The organism is Azohydromonas aeria, from assembly GCF_009760915.1.
GTDB classification, from domain to species: Bacteria; Pseudomonadota; Gammaproteobacteria; order Burkholderiales; family Burkholderiaceae_C; genus Azohydromonas; species Azohydromonas aeria.
The window spans coordinates 63,369-75,989 of record NZ_VIDQ01000031.1 but is presented as its reverse complement, the minus strand read 5'-3'; the positions used below and the strand labels follow the sequence as shown (position 1 = coordinate 75,989).

The window sequence follows — 12,621 nt, the reverse complement described above, 5'->3', positions numbered from 1 at the left end:
GTCATCAGGCACGCGGCCACGATGTCGTCGTCCATCGGCACGCTCACGGCCGTGGCGTCCTTCGGCAGCACCAGCTTCAGGAAGTCCAGCACGTTGCGCGCGTACAGCGCGCTGGCGTCCGCCGCCACGAGCGCGGGCAGGTTGGTCTCGCCCACGATCGTCACGCCATGCTCCTGCACCGTTTGTCCGGGCACGGTCAGCGCGCAGTTGCCGCCATTGGCCGCGGCCAGGTCCACGATCACCGAGCCCGGCTTCATCGACTGCACCATCTCCGCGGAGACGAGCTTCGGCGCCGGGCGGCCCGGGATCAGCGCCGTGGAGATCACCACGTCGGCCAGCGCCACGCGCTTGGCGACCTCGGCCCGCTGGCGCGCCAGCCAGCTCTCAGGCATCGGCCGCGCGTAGCCGCCCACGCCTTCGGCCGCTTCCTTCTCTTCCGCGGTTTCGTAGGGCACGTCGATGAACTTGGCGCCCAGCGATTCGACCTGCTCCTTCACGGACGGGCGCACGTCGGAGGCCTCGATCACGGCGCCCAGCCGCTTGGCCGTGGCAATGGCCTGCAGCCCCGCCACGCCCACGCCCAGGATCACCACGCGCGCGGCCTTCACGGTGCCGGCGGCGGTCATGAGCATGGGAAAGAACTTCTGGTACCGGTCGGCCGCGATGATCACGGCCTTGTAGCCGGCGATGTTGGCCTGCGACGAGAGCACGTCCATGCTCTGCGCGCGCGTGGTGCGCGGCGCGGCCTCCAGCGCGAAGCTGGTCACGCCGGCCGCGGCCAGCCGCTCCAGGCCTTCGCGGTCAAAGGGGTTCAGCATGCCGACCAGCGTGGCGCCGCGCTTCATCAGCGGCAGCTCGTCCGCCGAGGGCGAGCGCACCTTGAGCACCAGGTCGCAACCCAAAGCCGCCCGCACATCGACGATTTCCACACCCACGGCCCTGTAGGCCTCGTCAGGCGCGGCTGCCGCCACGCCTGCGCCGGACTGCACGAACAGCTGGTGGCCCTGGGCCTTGAGCTTTTTCGCCGTCTCCGGTGTCACCGAGACACGCGTTTCTCCAGCCGCCGTTTCCAGCGGAACGCCAATCAGCATGAATATCCTCCCGGTCCATAAACGAAAATAAATAGCTTGCTGCGACATTTCCTTATGATGAACGCCGCCGTGACAAATAACCCACTCGCAAACAACGGGACTGTTGTTTGCCAATGGGGTTTACCCCTAAACTCCGTCCCAGTCCTTCAAAACCAAGCCGAGTTGAATATGAAGTCCACCACCATTTCCTCGTCAAATACCTGCAACGGCACCCGCGCCCAGGCGCCAGCCTCCAGCATCGACTGGAAGGAGCTGTTCGCCGCGATGCCCATCGGCATCGTCTTCAACGCGGTGCGCGAGCTGATCCGCCAGCGCAATCACAGGAAGCTGGTGCTGCAGGCCTTCAAGCGCTGACCGGCGCCTCCTCCTGCCGGGACGGCACGGCAAAGGGCACCGCCTGCCCGATCAGCGCCGCGCCGTCGCCGAGCAGGAACTCGCGGAAGGCTTGCGCCACCGGCGGCAGCCGCTTGCTGCAGCGGTGCACCACGTACCAGTGCAGCATCAGCGGCAAGCCCTGCACGTCGAGCACGCACAGGCTGCGCGACGCCAGCTCGCGCGTGACGGTGTGCGCCGACAGGAAGCTCAGGCCCATGCCGGCCATCACGGCCTGCTTGATGGTCTCGGTGCTGCGGATCTCCATCGCGACGTTGAGCCCGGACACGTCGCCGCCGAAACCCTCCTGCATCGACTTCCAGGTGTCGGAGCCGCGCTCGCGCACGATGAACGGCTCGCGCATCACCTCCTCCAGCGCGATGCCGCGCCGCGCCGCCAGCGGGTGCGCCGGCGGCGCGACCACCACGTAGGGGTGCGGCGCGAAGGGCTCGTTGATGGTGTCCAGGTCGTCGGGCGGCCGCACCATCACCGCCAGGTCCACCAGGTTGTCGGCAATGTGCCCCAGCAGCCCCTCGCGGTTGTGCACCGAGAAGTTCAGCTGCACGCCCTGGTGCCGGCCCAGGAACTCGACCAGCAGCCGCGGAAAGAAGTAGTCCCCGGCGCTGATGACGCCGACGTTGAGCTTGCCGCCCGTCACGCCCTTGAGCCGCGCCATCGCGGCCTCGGCCGCCTCGAACTGCTGCAGGATCGTGCGGCTGATGTGCAGCAGCTCCGCGCCCGCGGCCGTCAGGTACACCTTCTTGCCGAACTGCTCGAACAGCGCATGGCCGGCGTGCTCCTCCAGCTTGCGCACCTGGATCGAGACGGCCGGCTGCGTCAGGTACAGCTCCTCCGCGGCGCGCGAGTAGCTCAGGTGCCGTGCCACCGACTCGAACACCTTGAGCTGCCTGAAGGTGGCGTGTTTCATGGCCGGCTTTCCTGAGTGGCTGGCTGACTGGCTGACTGCTGGGCGCGCGCCGCTGCCCGGGCTCAGGCCGCCAGCCGCGGCGTCTCCACCAGCCGCACGTGCCCCTGCTGCTCGGCCATGGTCCGCGCCAGCAGCTTCACCAGGCCGTGCACGGTGTCGATGCACGGCGTGGGCGTGCCGGTCAGCCGCGCCAGCTCGACCACCGAGCCCACCAGCGCGTCGATCTCCGGCTCGCGCCCGGCTTCCACGTCCTGCAGCATCGAGGTCTTGTGCTTGCCCACCTTCTCGGCGCCGGCGATGCGCTTTTCCAGCGGCACGCGGAAGGTGATGCCCAGCTCCTGCGCCACCGCCTGCGCCTCGCGCATCATCGACGCAGCCACCTCGCGACCGAGCGGATGGCGGCAGATGTCCACCAGCGTCGAGTGCGTCAGGCTGCTGATCGGGTTGAAGCTGAGGTTGCCCCAGAGCTTGAGCCAGATCTCGGCCCGGATGTTGTCCAGCACCGGCGCCTTGAAGCCGGCGTTGGCGAAGCACTCCGACAGCGCCTGCACCCGCGGCGTGGTGCTGCCGTCGATCTCGCCCAGCGGGAAGCGGTCGCCCTCGATGTGGCGGATCACGCCCGGCGCGACCAGCTCCGAGGCCGGGTACACCACGCAGCCGATGACGCGCTCGGCCGGGATGCCGGCGGCAATGCGCCCGTGCGGATCGACGCTGCGCACGCGCGTGCCCTCGTGCGGGCCGCCGTGGCGCTGGAAGTACCAGTAGGGAATGCCGTTCTGCATCGGCACGACGATGGTCTCGGGCCCGAACAGCCTGGGCAGCTCGTCCACCACCGGCTCGACCTGGTGCGCCTTCATGCCCAGGATCACCACGTCCTGCGGCCCGGCCTCGGCGTAGTCGTCGGTGGCGCGCACGCCGGTGGCGGTGTGCTCCCAGCCGTCGTGCGTGACCAGCTTGATGCCGTGGTCGCGGATGGCCTCCAGGTTGCGGCCGCGCACGAGGAAGGTGACGTCCTCGCCGGCCAGCGCCAGCTTCGCGCCGACGAGGCCGCCGATGGCACCGGCGCCAATGATTGCGATCTTCATGGTCAGGGCTCCTTGAGTTGAATTCGTGTAGTGGGTGCCGCGCGGCGCCGCTCAGGCGTCCAGCCGGTTGGCCAGGCGGCCGATGCCCTCGATCTCGACCTCGACCAAGCTGCCGGGCTTGATCGAGCCCACGCCCACCGAGGTGCCGCACAGGATCACGTCGCCGGGCAGCAGGGTCATGTCCCGGGAGACCAGGCTCACCAGGCGCTGCACCGGGAAGGTCATGTCGCTGATCGGGTAGTCCTGCCGCACCTGCCCGTCGAGCAGCGTGCGCACGCGAAGCACCTGCGGGTCCAGCCCGGTGACGACGGCGGGCCCCATCGGGCAGAAGCCGTCGAAGCCCTTGGCGCGGGTCCACTGCGTGAAGGAGGCGTCGCGATTGAGGATGTCGGCCTGCGTCACGTCATTGGCGCAGGTGTAGCCGAACACGTGCTCCAGGGCCTGCGCCTCGCCCACGCCGCTGCAGCGCTTGCCGATGACGATGCCCAGCTCGCCCTCGAACACCACCTTGCCGCCGCAACGAGGCTGGGGGATCGCCGCGCCGTGCGCCGACCAGGAGTTGGGCGATTTCAAGAGGTACAGCGGCTCCTCCGGCAGCCCCAGGCCCAGCTTGGCGCGCAGCGCGCCGAAGTTGTTCCACAGCGCGATGACCTTGCTCGGCTGCGTGGGCGCCAGCAGCCGAACGGCGGCCAGCTCCAGGCGGCGCCCGGTGGCCTCGTTGCGGCCGAACAGCTCGCCCGTGTGCTCGTGCACGAGCGTGCCATCGAGGCGGCCGAAGCCGGCGCGGCCCTCGGCTTCGTAGCGGATCCAGTGGGTCGTCGTCATGGCTGGGTTCCTTGGGTGGTTTCGTGAGTTCAGTCGAAGGGCAGCCATTGCGGCTCGACGGCCTCGGCCACCAGCGCGCCCAGCGCGGCGGGGTCGCGGGTGGCGCGCACGCCGGGCGGCAGCGGGCCCGTGCCGTGGCGCAGCATCACCACGGGCTTGCGCATGTGGCCGTCGATCCAGCGGGCGCAGGCCGTTTCCGCCGCCTCGCCCAGGCCGCCGGCCAGCAGCACGGCGTCGGTGCCGGGGTCGGCGTCGAAGAGGCGCAGCAGGTCCACCGCGCCCAGGCCCGCGCCGTCCGCTGCGGCGGCCGCGTCCTCGCCGCCCAGCGCCACCACCGTGGACTCGCCCAGCCCGAAGGCGGCGAGCTGGCTTGCGGCCAGGCTGACCAGCGCGGCCGAGCCCGACAGCACGCCGATGCGCCCGCGCTGCAGCGCCTGGCCCGGGATCGGGCCAATGTGCACCTCGCCCGGCGTCACCAGCCCCGCGCAGCCCAGCAGCAGCTGCGTCGTGCCGCCGCACAGGCGCCGGCGCACGCGCTGCAGGTCCGCGCCTGGGATGTGTTCGGTGAGGCACACCACCAGTCCGATGCCGGCTTCCGCCGCCTCGACGATGGCGTCGGCGGCGCGCTCGGGCGCCACGCACACCACCGAGGCCGTCGCGTTGGTCCAGGCCTTGGCCTCGCGCACGCTCGGAAACAGCAGCAGCTCGTCGGGCAGGTGCTCGGCCGTGCCGTAGACGACGCCGGCGGCGATGCGGGCGCGGCCCGCGTGCCCGCCGGCGCGCCAGGCGGCGCTGCAGCCCGGGCCGGAGCCGTCGTCGCCGCCCTGCAGGATCACGCGGCTGTGCCGGTCGAGGAGGATGGACATGGCGGGTGCGCTCCAGAGGGGTTGATCAACGCCGGCCTCAGATGCCCAGCTCGCAGCCGACGACCTTGGACCAGTCGCAGCGCGGCGTGGCGCAGCCCTTGTGGCGCAGCATCGACTCGTGGATCGCGCGGGCCAGGAAGTCGGCGTCGTAGGCAGTGAGCAGGTGCGGCTGGCAGTGGCGCAGGTAGTGGCCGATGCGCTCGGCCGGCTGCTCGCTGTGCCGGCGCAGCGCAGCCCAGGTTTCAACGTCCCAGTACCAGCGCAGCCCCAGCTCGTAGAACGCCGCGTTGTAGGCGTTGCGCTCGATTTCCTCGATCCGGAATTCCGACGGCAGGTCGTTGAACATGGCCTTCTCCTTGGCTGTTTCGGGATGACGGAAACCACTGTAGGGAGCTGGGTGGATATAGGACAGTTAATTGTTCTTGGTTTGCAGATAACTGGATGCTTATGGTTGATGGAGCGTGACGGGGCTTGAATGGCCGGTGGGGCGGGCATTCATGGATAAATTGATGAGGCGTGCTTTGGCTATTCGAAGCCTCAACTCAAACAGAACCTGTCATTCCCGCGAAGGCGGGAATCCAGGCGGTCCCCAAGCCGGCCGCAAGCAAACCGGCCGGCATGCCGGGTGCGTGTTTCGCAGCACCTCGGTTTCGAGCTGACTTGGGGTCCACCTGGATCCCCGCCTGCGCGGGGATGACGAAGCAAGGGGCGGGGCGGCTCGGCTTGCGGGCTGCGACCGACGGCTAACGGTTAACTGCGGCCAACGACCAGCACTCAGTGGTCAGCGGCGAGCAGCAGGCTACCCGCCCTCCCCTCAAATCGCCCCATCCGCCCGCAGCACCTCCAGGTCGTGCGCGTCGTAGCCCAGTTCCATCAGCACTTCTTCCGTGTGCTCGCCCAGCAGCGGCGCGCGCTGGACCTCGGTGGGGCTGTCGGAGAGCTTGATCGGGTTGCCCACCGTCAGGTGCCTGCCGCGCGTCGGATGGTCCACCTCGACCACCGTGCCGCTCTCGCGCAGCGACGGGTCCTGGGCGATCTCCTTCATGGACAGGATCGGGCCGCAGGGAATGTCGTACTGGTTCAGGATCTCCATGGCCTCGAACTTGGTCTTGGTCATGGTCCACTGCTCGATGCGCGCGAAGATGGGCTTCAGGTGCAGCAGCCGCGCCTGCGGCGTGGCGTAGGCCTCGTCCGTGATCCAGCCCTCCTCGCCGATCACCTTGCACACCGAGGGCCACACCGCCGCCTGCGTGATGAAGTAGATGTAGGCATTGGGGTCGGTCTCGTAGCCCTTGCAGCGCAGGATCCAGCCCGGCTGGCCGCCGCCGGAGGCGTTGCCCGCGCGCGGCACGGCCTCGCCGAACTTGCCGTCCGGGTATTGCGGGTACTCGTGCAGCGAGCCGGTGCGCTCCAGCCGCTGCTGGTCGCGCAACTTCACGCGGCACAGGTTCAGCACGGCGTCCTGCATCGGCGCCAGCACCTTCTGGCCGCGGCCGCTGTGCGTGCGCTGGTACAGCGCCGCGACGATGCCCAGCGCCAGGTGCAACCCCGTGCCGCTGTCGCCGATCTGCGCGCCGGTCACCACCGGCGGGCCGTCGTCGAAGCCGGTGGTGGAGGCGGCGCCGCCGGCGCACTGAGCCACGTTCTCGTAAACCTTGCAGTCCTCGTAGCGGCCCGGGCCGAAGCCCTTCACGGACGCCACGATCATGCGCGGGTTGAGGGCGTGGATGTGCTCCCAGCTCAGGCCCATGCGCTCCATGGCGCCGGGCGCGAAGTTCTCGACCAGCACGTCGCAGCGCTTGATCAGCGTCTCCAGCACCTGCTTGCCGCGCGGCTTCTTGGTGTTGAGCGTGACCGAGCGCTTGTTGTGATTCAGCATCGTGAAGTAGAGGCTGTCCACGCCCGGGATGTCGCGCAGCTGGCCGCGCGTGGCATCCCCTTCCCCGGGGCGCTCGACCTTGATCACGTCCGCCCCGAGCCAGGCCAGGAGCTGGGTGCAGGTCGGTCCCGACTGGACGTGGGTGAAGTCCAGGATGCGAACGCCGGTCAGGGCTTTGTTCATGGCAGTCTCCTCATCAACGAATTTCTTCGGTGGGCGTGTCGCTCACTCGGTGGCGCCGGCCGCGGCCAGCTGCGCCTCCAGCTCCGCCAGGCGCTTGCGCAGCGCGCGCTCCTCCTGGAAGCGCGGCGTCTCGTCGCGCACCACCGCGGCGATGCCGTCGAGCGCGCCGTCAGGGCCCGTGACCAGCGCCACGGTGAAGGCGATGGACAGCGTGCGGCCGTCCTTGTGCAGCGCCGGCACGCGCAGCAGCGAGCTGCCGTAGCGCGTGATGCCGGTGGCCATGGTCCTGGCATAGCCCTCCCAGTGCCGGCCGCGCTGCCGGTCGGGGATGATGATGTCCAGCGACTGGCCCAGCGCCTCGGCCTCGCTGAAGCCGAAGATGCGCTGCGCGCCGGCGTTCCAGACCACGATGGCACCTTCGGCGTCGGTGACCATCACCGCATCGCCCATGGACCGCACCAGCTGCTCGAAATCGACGGGACGCATGACGGCTTCCTTCAGGTTCTTGGGCCCGGCATCGAGGTTTTTCATCGACGCGGTCCCCTGCTTCATGGATGGCCCATGGTAGAAATCGCGGCTTCAGAACGCCGTTGACTGCGGTCAACCGGCCCGATCGGTAGATACCCAGGGGTGATGTGCAGTGGCTGCCGTGATTTCTTCCGTGGCGAACCACCGCCAGCGCAACGTCATCCACATGCAGCTGGCGCAGAACGTCGTGCTCAGGGAGATGGGCGACGTCGAGCGCGAGGAGCTGGAGGCGCTGCTGGAGGTGCGCGACTTCGGCAAGGGCGACTACCTGCTGCACCAGGGCGTGCACGAGATGGAGCAGTACTTCGTGCTCGACGGCGTGCTCAAGCGCGCCGTGGCCAACGCCGATGCCAAGGAGATGATCCTGCGCTTTGCCGGCGCGGGCGACATGGAGACGAGCTACGCCGCGTGGCGCCTGAACACGCCCACGCCCTACGCCATCATCGGCGTGAGCAAGGGCCGCGTCGCCAAGCTGCCCATGCCCCGCTGGGTCGAGTTCCTGGACCGGTACCCGAAGTTCAAGGAAGTGTTCGAGTACCACGTGATGCGCGTCATGAGCGAGATCATGGCCCACACCATCACGCTGCACCTGCTCGACGCGCCGGGCCGCGTGCATCGTTTCATGCGCAAGCATTCCGCCGAGTTCGCCGACCAGATCCCGCGCAAGGAACTCGCCGCGCACCTCAACCTCACGGCCGAAACGCTGAGCCGGCTCAAGCAGCGGGGGAAGATTTAACGCCGGGTAGCTGCCGCTCTTGAAGGCCCATGCGGCTGGCCGAAGCCGGTAGGAGGCCCGCTTGCGGGCCGAACAGGCGCAGCCACCAAAGAGGTTCGGCCCGCAAGCGGGCCTTCTACCGGTGATTTGCCGAGCGCCCTTCCCGCTCAGACCGCCGCCACCACCGGCCGCCTTCGCTGCAGCGCGAACCACTCGGCGCCGCCGTCCAGGATGTCGGGCACCCAGTACAGCGTCTCCACGCCCTGGCGCAGCGTGGGCAATGCCGAAGGCGGCGCGTCGCCGCAACCGAGCGCGATCTCGGGCATGCCCGGGTAAGGGCGCCGCCGGCGCAGCTTGACCAGCTCGCCGGCGAGCAGCGCCTGCAGCGCGGCATGCCCGCCACGCTGCAGCAGCAGCCGGATGCTCGACGCGCCCACCGCCCAGGCCGCTATCAGCATGCCCTCGAAGCAGCGGTGCGGGTTGCGCGTCAGCAGCATCCTCCCGCTGCCGCCGGCATCGCCGCCGCGCCCGCCCTCGTCGCGGCCGACGCACACCTCCATCGCGCGCGGGGCGCTGGCCTGGTGCACGCGCAACCACTGCGTGGCGGCGGGCCCCTGCGCGTCGCACAGGCCGCTTTCCTCCACGCTGCGCAGCACCATGTCGGCCTCGATCTCGCCGGCGACGCAGCGCTTGAGCAGCCGGTAGCCGCCGCGCTCGACGTAGGCCGCATGGCCGATCGCGCCCCCCGGTGCGGCCGGCGTCCTGGGTGAAACGACGGGGCGCATGGTCGTTCCTCCTGTCGGACTGCGCCGCGCCGGCCTCAGACCACGCCGACGGCGTGGAAGGTGGCGATCTTGTCGGTGTCGTAGCCCAGCTCGGCCAGCACCTCGTCGGTGTGCTCGCCCAGCAGCGGCGACGCCGTGACTTCGGGCTGCATGTCCGAGAACTTGATCGGGCTGCCCACCGTCAGGTACTTGCCGCGCTTCGGGTGGTCCACCTCCACGATCGAGCCGCTCTTGCGCAGGCTCTCGTCGCGCGCGATCTCCTTCATCGACAGCACCGGCGAGCACGGGATGTCGAACTTGCGCAGGATGTCCACCGCCTCGTACTTGGTCTTGTCCGAGAGCCACTCCTCGATGGTCTTGAAGATCTCGAAGATGTGCGGCTGGCGCGCGTCGGGCGTGTTGTAGGCCGGGTCCTCGATCCACTCCGGGCGGCCCAGCGCGCGGCAGATCGGCGGCCAGGCATGGTCCTGCACCGTGAAGTAGATGTAGGCGTTGGGGTCGGTCTCCCAGCCCTTGCATTTGAGCACCCAGCCGGGCTGGCCGCCGCCGCCGGCGTTGCCGCCGCGCGGCACCACGTCGGTGAAGGTGCCGTGCGGGTACTGCGGGTACTCCTTGAGGTAGCCCACGCGCTCCAGGCGCTGCTGGTCGCGCAGCTTCACCCGGCACAGGTTCAGGACGGCGTCCTGCATCGACACGGCCACCTTCTGGCCCTTGCCGGTCTGGTCACGGCCGCGCAGCGCGGTGAGGATGCCGATGGCCAGGTGCATGCCGGTGTTGCTGTCGCCCAGGGCGGCGGCGCTCACGGTCGGGGGGCCGTCCCAGAAGCCGGTGGTGGAGGCGGCGCCGCCGGCGCACTGCGCGACGTTCTCGTACACCTTGAGGTCCGAGTAGTGGTGGCCGTCGCTGAAGCCCTTGACCGAGGCCAGGATCATCTTGGGGTTGAGCTCCATGATGCGCTCCCAGGTGAAGCCCATGCGGTCCAGCGCCCCGGGACCGAAGTTCTCCACCATCACGTCGGAGCGGCGGATGAGCTTCTCCAGCACTTCCTTGCCGTCGGCCGTCTTGGTGTCCAGCGTCAGCGAGCGCTTGTTGCTGTTGAGCATGGTGAAGTAGAGCGCGTCGGCGTCGGGGATGTCGCGCAGCTGGTTGCGCGTGACGTCGCCCGAGCCCGGGCGCTCGACCTTGATCACGTCCGCGCCGAACCAGGCCAGCAGCTGGGTGCAGGCCGGGCCCGCCTGCACGTGCGTGAAGTCGATGATGCGGATGCCGTCGAGAGGTTTGGTCGTCATGGTGCTCTCCTGGACTCGTTGCCGTGAGGGTTGAGGGTGGGGGTGGATAACGGGTGGTGGTGGAGGAAGGGCGCGGCGATTACTTCTTGGTCGCCGCGCGGGTCGGGTTCAGGTTGGTGATGCGGCCGCTCTCGGTGCCCGCGGTCTCGTCGATGACGGCGTTGATCAGCGTGGGCCGCCCCGAGGCCACCGCCTCGCGCAGCGCGCGTCCCAGCTCTTCCGGCGTGGTGGCGGTGATGCCCTCGCCGCCGAACGCGGTCATCATCAGGTCGTAGCGCGCGCCCTTGACGAACACCGTCGGGGCCGGGTCCTCGCCGCCGGAGGCGTTCCTGTCGGTGCCCTTGTAGACGCCGTTGTTGTTGAAGACGACGATGCACACCGGCAGCTGGTAGCGGCAGATGGTTTCGACTTCCATGCCGCTGAAGCCGAAGGCGCTGTCGCCCTCGATGGCGATGACGGGCTTGCCCGTGGTCACCGCCGCCGCGACGGCGAAGCCCATGCCGATGCCCATCACGCCCCAGGTGCCCACGTCCAGGCGCTTGCGCGGCTCGTACATGTCCACGATGGATCGGGCGAAGTCCAGGGTGTTGGCGCCCTCGTTGACGACCATCGCGTCGGGACGCTCCTGCACCACCTTGCGGATGACGCCCAGCGCGCCGTGGAAGTTCATGGGCGAGACGTTGGCCTCCAGCGTCTGCGCCATCTTGGTCAGGTTCTTGTCCTTGCGCTGCGCGATGGCGCCGGTCCACTCCGCGGGCGGCTTCTGCCAGCCGGCGCCGATGCCGTCGAGCAGCGCCGAGACGCAGGAGCCGATGTCGCCGATCAGCGGCGCGCTGATGGGCACGTTGGAGTCGATCTCGGTGGGCGAGATGTCGATCTGGATGAACTTCTTCGGCTGTGCCCCCCAGGTCTTGCCCTTGCCGTGCGACAGCAGCCAGTTCAGCCGCGCGCCCACGAGCATCACCACGTCGGCCTCGGCCAGCACGTAGGAGCGTGCCGCGGCGGCCGACTGCGCATGCGTGTCGGGCAGCAGGCCCTTGGCCATGGACATGGGCAGGTACGGGATGCCGGTGCGCTCGACCAGGGCGCGGATCTCGGCATCGGCCTGCGCGTAGGCGGCGCCCTTGCCCAGCAGGATCAGCGGCCGCTTCGCACCCTTGAGCAGCTCCAGCGCGCGCGCCACCGTGTCGGGCGCGGGCAGCTGGCGCGGGGCCGGGTCCTGCACCTTGATGAGCGAGGCGCGGCCGGCCGCGGCCTCCATGGTCTGCGAGAACAGCTTGGCCGGCAGGTCCAGGTACACGCCGCCCGGGCGGCCCGAGACCGCGGCGCGGATGGCGCGGGCGATGCCGATGCCGATGTCCTGGGCGTGCAGCACGCGGAAGGCGGCCTTGCAGAACGGCTTGGCGGCGTTGAGCTGGTCCATCTCCTCGTAGTCGCCCTGCTGCAGGTCCACGATCTCGCGCTCGCTGGAGCCGCTGATCAGGATCATCGGGAAGCAGTTCACGGTGGCGTTGGCCAGCGCGGTCAGGCCGTTGAGGAAGCCCGGGGCCGACACGGTCAGGCAGATGCCGGGCTTTTGCGTGAGGAACCCGGCGGCGGCCGCGGCGTGGCCGGCGTTCTGCTCGTGGCGGAAGGAGATCACGCGCATTCCTTCCGCCTGCGCCAGGCGCGTGAGGTCGGTGATGGGAATGCCGGGCAGGCCGTAGATGGTGTCGATGTCGTTGAGCTTGAGCGCGTCGATGACCAGGTGGAAGCCGTCGGTGAGCTGCTGCTCCTGCTCGGCGCCGGCGGCCCCTTCGGCCAGTGCCGCGCCGCTGGCGGCGACGGCGGCCGCGCGGCTGGCCTGGGAGGGTTCGATGACGGTGGACATGTCGGATTCCTCGTGCTTCAAGAAGGTGGCTGTTCGGTGTCGCCGTGGTGACTGCGTCGCGTACCGGGCTTGGAGTGACTGTGGCCCGGGGCCTCGATTTCTTCCGTTGACTGCGGTCAATTTTCAGGAAACGCGGGCTGGGAATTTCCCTTGTTGGTTGCCTGCGTAACTTTCAGGACGTCTCGGTGAGGTCGCCGGTCCCGTC

At 69.3% G+C, this 12,621-nt stretch carries 13 protein-coding genes; 2 read left to right on the top strand and 11 right to left on the bottom strand.

From position 1 onward, the window contains the following. On the bottom strand, positions 1–1,091 hold a 1,091-nt coding region (locus FJ694_RS18545; RefSeq protein WP_157268744.1), incomplete at its 3' end, for a Re/Si-specific NAD(P)(+) transhydrogenase subunit alpha. A gap of 168 nt (positions 1,092–1,259) precedes the next feature. Here FJ694_RS18545 and FJ694_RS18540 point away from each other — a divergent pair. After that, positions 1,260–1,445 (top strand): hypothetical protein, encoded by a 186-nt coding sequence (locus tag FJ694_RS18540; RefSeq protein WP_157268742.1) that lies wholly within the window; start codon positions 1,260–1,262, stop codon positions 1,443–1,445. On the opposite strand, the gene FJ694_RS18535 is transcribed toward FJ694_RS18540, so the two are convergent. From FJ694_RS18535 to FJ694_RS18505, 7 genes are all read right to left on the bottom strand, one after another. Then, the gene (locus FJ694_RS18535; protein WP_157268740.1) at positions 1,435–2,391 is read right to left on the bottom strand and encodes a LysR family transcriptional regulator; all 957 of its coding nucleotides are present in this window, start codon (positions 2,389–2,391) and stop codon (positions 1,435–1,437) included. The genes FJ694_RS18540 and FJ694_RS18535 overlap by 11 nt on opposite strands. Before the next feature lie 62 nt (positions 2,392–2,453). After that, positions 2,454–3,476 carry a 2-dehydropantoate 2-reductase gene (locus FJ694_RS18530; protein ID WP_157268738.1) on the bottom strand — a complete coding sequence of 341 codons (1,023 nt, stop codon included), beginning with the start codon at positions 3,474–3,476 and terminating at the stop codon, positions 2,454–2,456. 51 nt (positions 3,477–3,527) lie between these two features. Then, a complete protein-coding gene (locus FJ694_RS18525) occupies positions 3,528–4,301 on the bottom strand; it encodes a fumarylacetoacetate hydrolase family protein (RefSeq protein WP_157268736.1) in 774 nt (257 codons plus the stop codon). 29 nt (positions 4,302–4,330) lie between these two features. Next, positions 4,331–5,167, bottom strand: a complete 837-nt coding sequence (locus FJ694_RS18520; RefSeq protein WP_157268734.1) for a succinate--CoA ligase subunit alpha — start codon at positions 5,165–5,167, stop codon at positions 4,331–4,333. Between the two features lie 37 nt (positions 5,168–5,204). After that, on the bottom strand, positions 5,205–5,513 hold the full coding sequence (locus FJ694_RS18515) for an HAD family hydrolase (protein WP_157268732.1): 309 nt from the start codon (positions 5,511–5,513) through the stop codon (positions 5,205–5,207). 468 nt (positions 5,514–5,981) lie between these two features. Next, a complete protein-coding gene (gene frc / locus FJ694_RS18510; RefSeq protein WP_157268730.1) occupies positions 5,982–7,229 on the bottom strand; it encodes a formyl-CoA transferase in 1,248 nt (415 codons plus the stop codon). Positions 7,230–7,271: 42 nt separating this feature from the next. Further along, a complete protein-coding gene (locus tag FJ694_RS18505; RefSeq protein WP_232540102.1) occupies positions 7,272–7,760 on the bottom strand; it encodes a PAS domain-containing protein in 489 nt (162 codons plus the stop codon). 121 nt (positions 7,761–7,881) lie between these two features. Between FJ694_RS18505 and FJ694_RS18500 the strand changes: the two genes are divergently transcribed. Then, complete coding sequence (locus FJ694_RS18500) at positions 7,882–8,493, top strand: Crp/Fnr family transcriptional regulator (RefSeq protein ID WP_157268760.1); 612 nt, start codon at positions 7,882–7,884, stop codon at positions 8,491–8,493. Positions 8,494–8,639: 146 nt separating this feature from the next. On the opposite strand, the gene FJ694_RS18495 is transcribed toward FJ694_RS18500, so the two are convergent. The 3 genes from FJ694_RS18495 to oxc form a co-directional block, all read right to left on the bottom strand. Next, positions 8,640–9,257, bottom strand: coding sequence for a hypothetical protein (locus FJ694_RS18495; RefSeq protein ID WP_157268728.1), 618 nt, complete (start codon positions 9,255–9,257; stop codon positions 8,640–8,642). Positions 9,258–9,292: 35 nt separating this feature from the next. Then, positions 9,293–10,546 carry a formyl-CoA transferase gene (gene frc / locus FJ694_RS18490; RefSeq protein WP_157268726.1) on the bottom strand — a complete coding sequence of 418 codons (1,254 nt, stop codon included), beginning with the start codon at positions 10,544–10,546 and terminating at the stop codon, positions 9,293–9,295. A gap of 79 nt (positions 10,547–10,625) precedes the next feature. After that, entirely contained in the window at positions 10,626–12,416 is a 1,791-nt protein-coding gene (gene oxc / locus FJ694_RS18485; protein WP_157268724.1) for an oxalyl-CoA decarboxylase, read from the bottom strand. Positions 12,417–12,621: the final 205 nt, after the last annotated feature.

Excerpts from the sequence above, each read along its gene's own strand:
- FJ694_RS18505 (WP_232540102.1), bottom strand. The coding sequence starts at position 7,760 with ATGAAAAACCTCGATGCCGGGCCCAAGAACCTGAAGGAAGCCGTCATG.
- FJ694_RS18495 (WP_157268728.1), bottom strand. The coding sequence starts at position 9,257 with ATGCGCCCCGTCGTTTCACCCAGGACGCCGGCCGCACCGGGGGGCGCG.
- FJ694_RS18515 (WP_157268732.1), bottom strand. The coding sequence starts at position 5,513 with ATGTTCAACGACCTGCCGTCGGAATTCCGGATCGAGGAAATCGAGCGC.
- FJ694_RS18540 (WP_157268742.1), top strand. The coding sequence starts at position 1,260 with ATGAAGTCCACCACCATTTCCTCGTCAAATACCTGCAACGGCACCCGC.
- FJ694_RS18520 (WP_157268734.1), bottom strand. The coding sequence starts at position 5,167 with ATGTCCATCCTCCTCGACCGGCACAGCCGCGTGATCCTGCAGGGCGGC.
- frc (WP_157268726.1), bottom strand. The coding sequence starts at position 10,546 with ATGACGACCAAACCTCTCGACGGCATCCGCATCATCGACTTCACGCAC.
- oxc (WP_157268724.1), bottom strand. The coding sequence starts at position 12,416 with ATGTCCACCGTCATCGAACCCTCCCAGGCCAGCCGCGCGGCCGCCGTC.
- FJ694_RS18535 (WP_157268740.1), bottom strand. The coding sequence starts at position 2,391 with ATGAAACACGCCACCTTCAGGCAGCTCAAGGTGTTCGAGTCGGTGGCA.
- FJ694_RS18530 (WP_157268738.1), bottom strand. The coding sequence starts at position 3,476 with ATGAAGATCGCAATCATTGGCGCCGGTGCCATCGGCGGCCTCGTCGGC.
- frc (WP_157268730.1), bottom strand. The coding sequence starts at position 7,229 with ATGAACAAAGCCCTGACCGGCGTTCGCATCCTGGACTTCACCCACGTC.
- FJ694_RS18525 (WP_157268736.1), bottom strand. The coding sequence starts at position 4,301 with ATGACGACGACCCACTGGATCCGCTACGAAGCCGAGGGCCGCGCCGGC.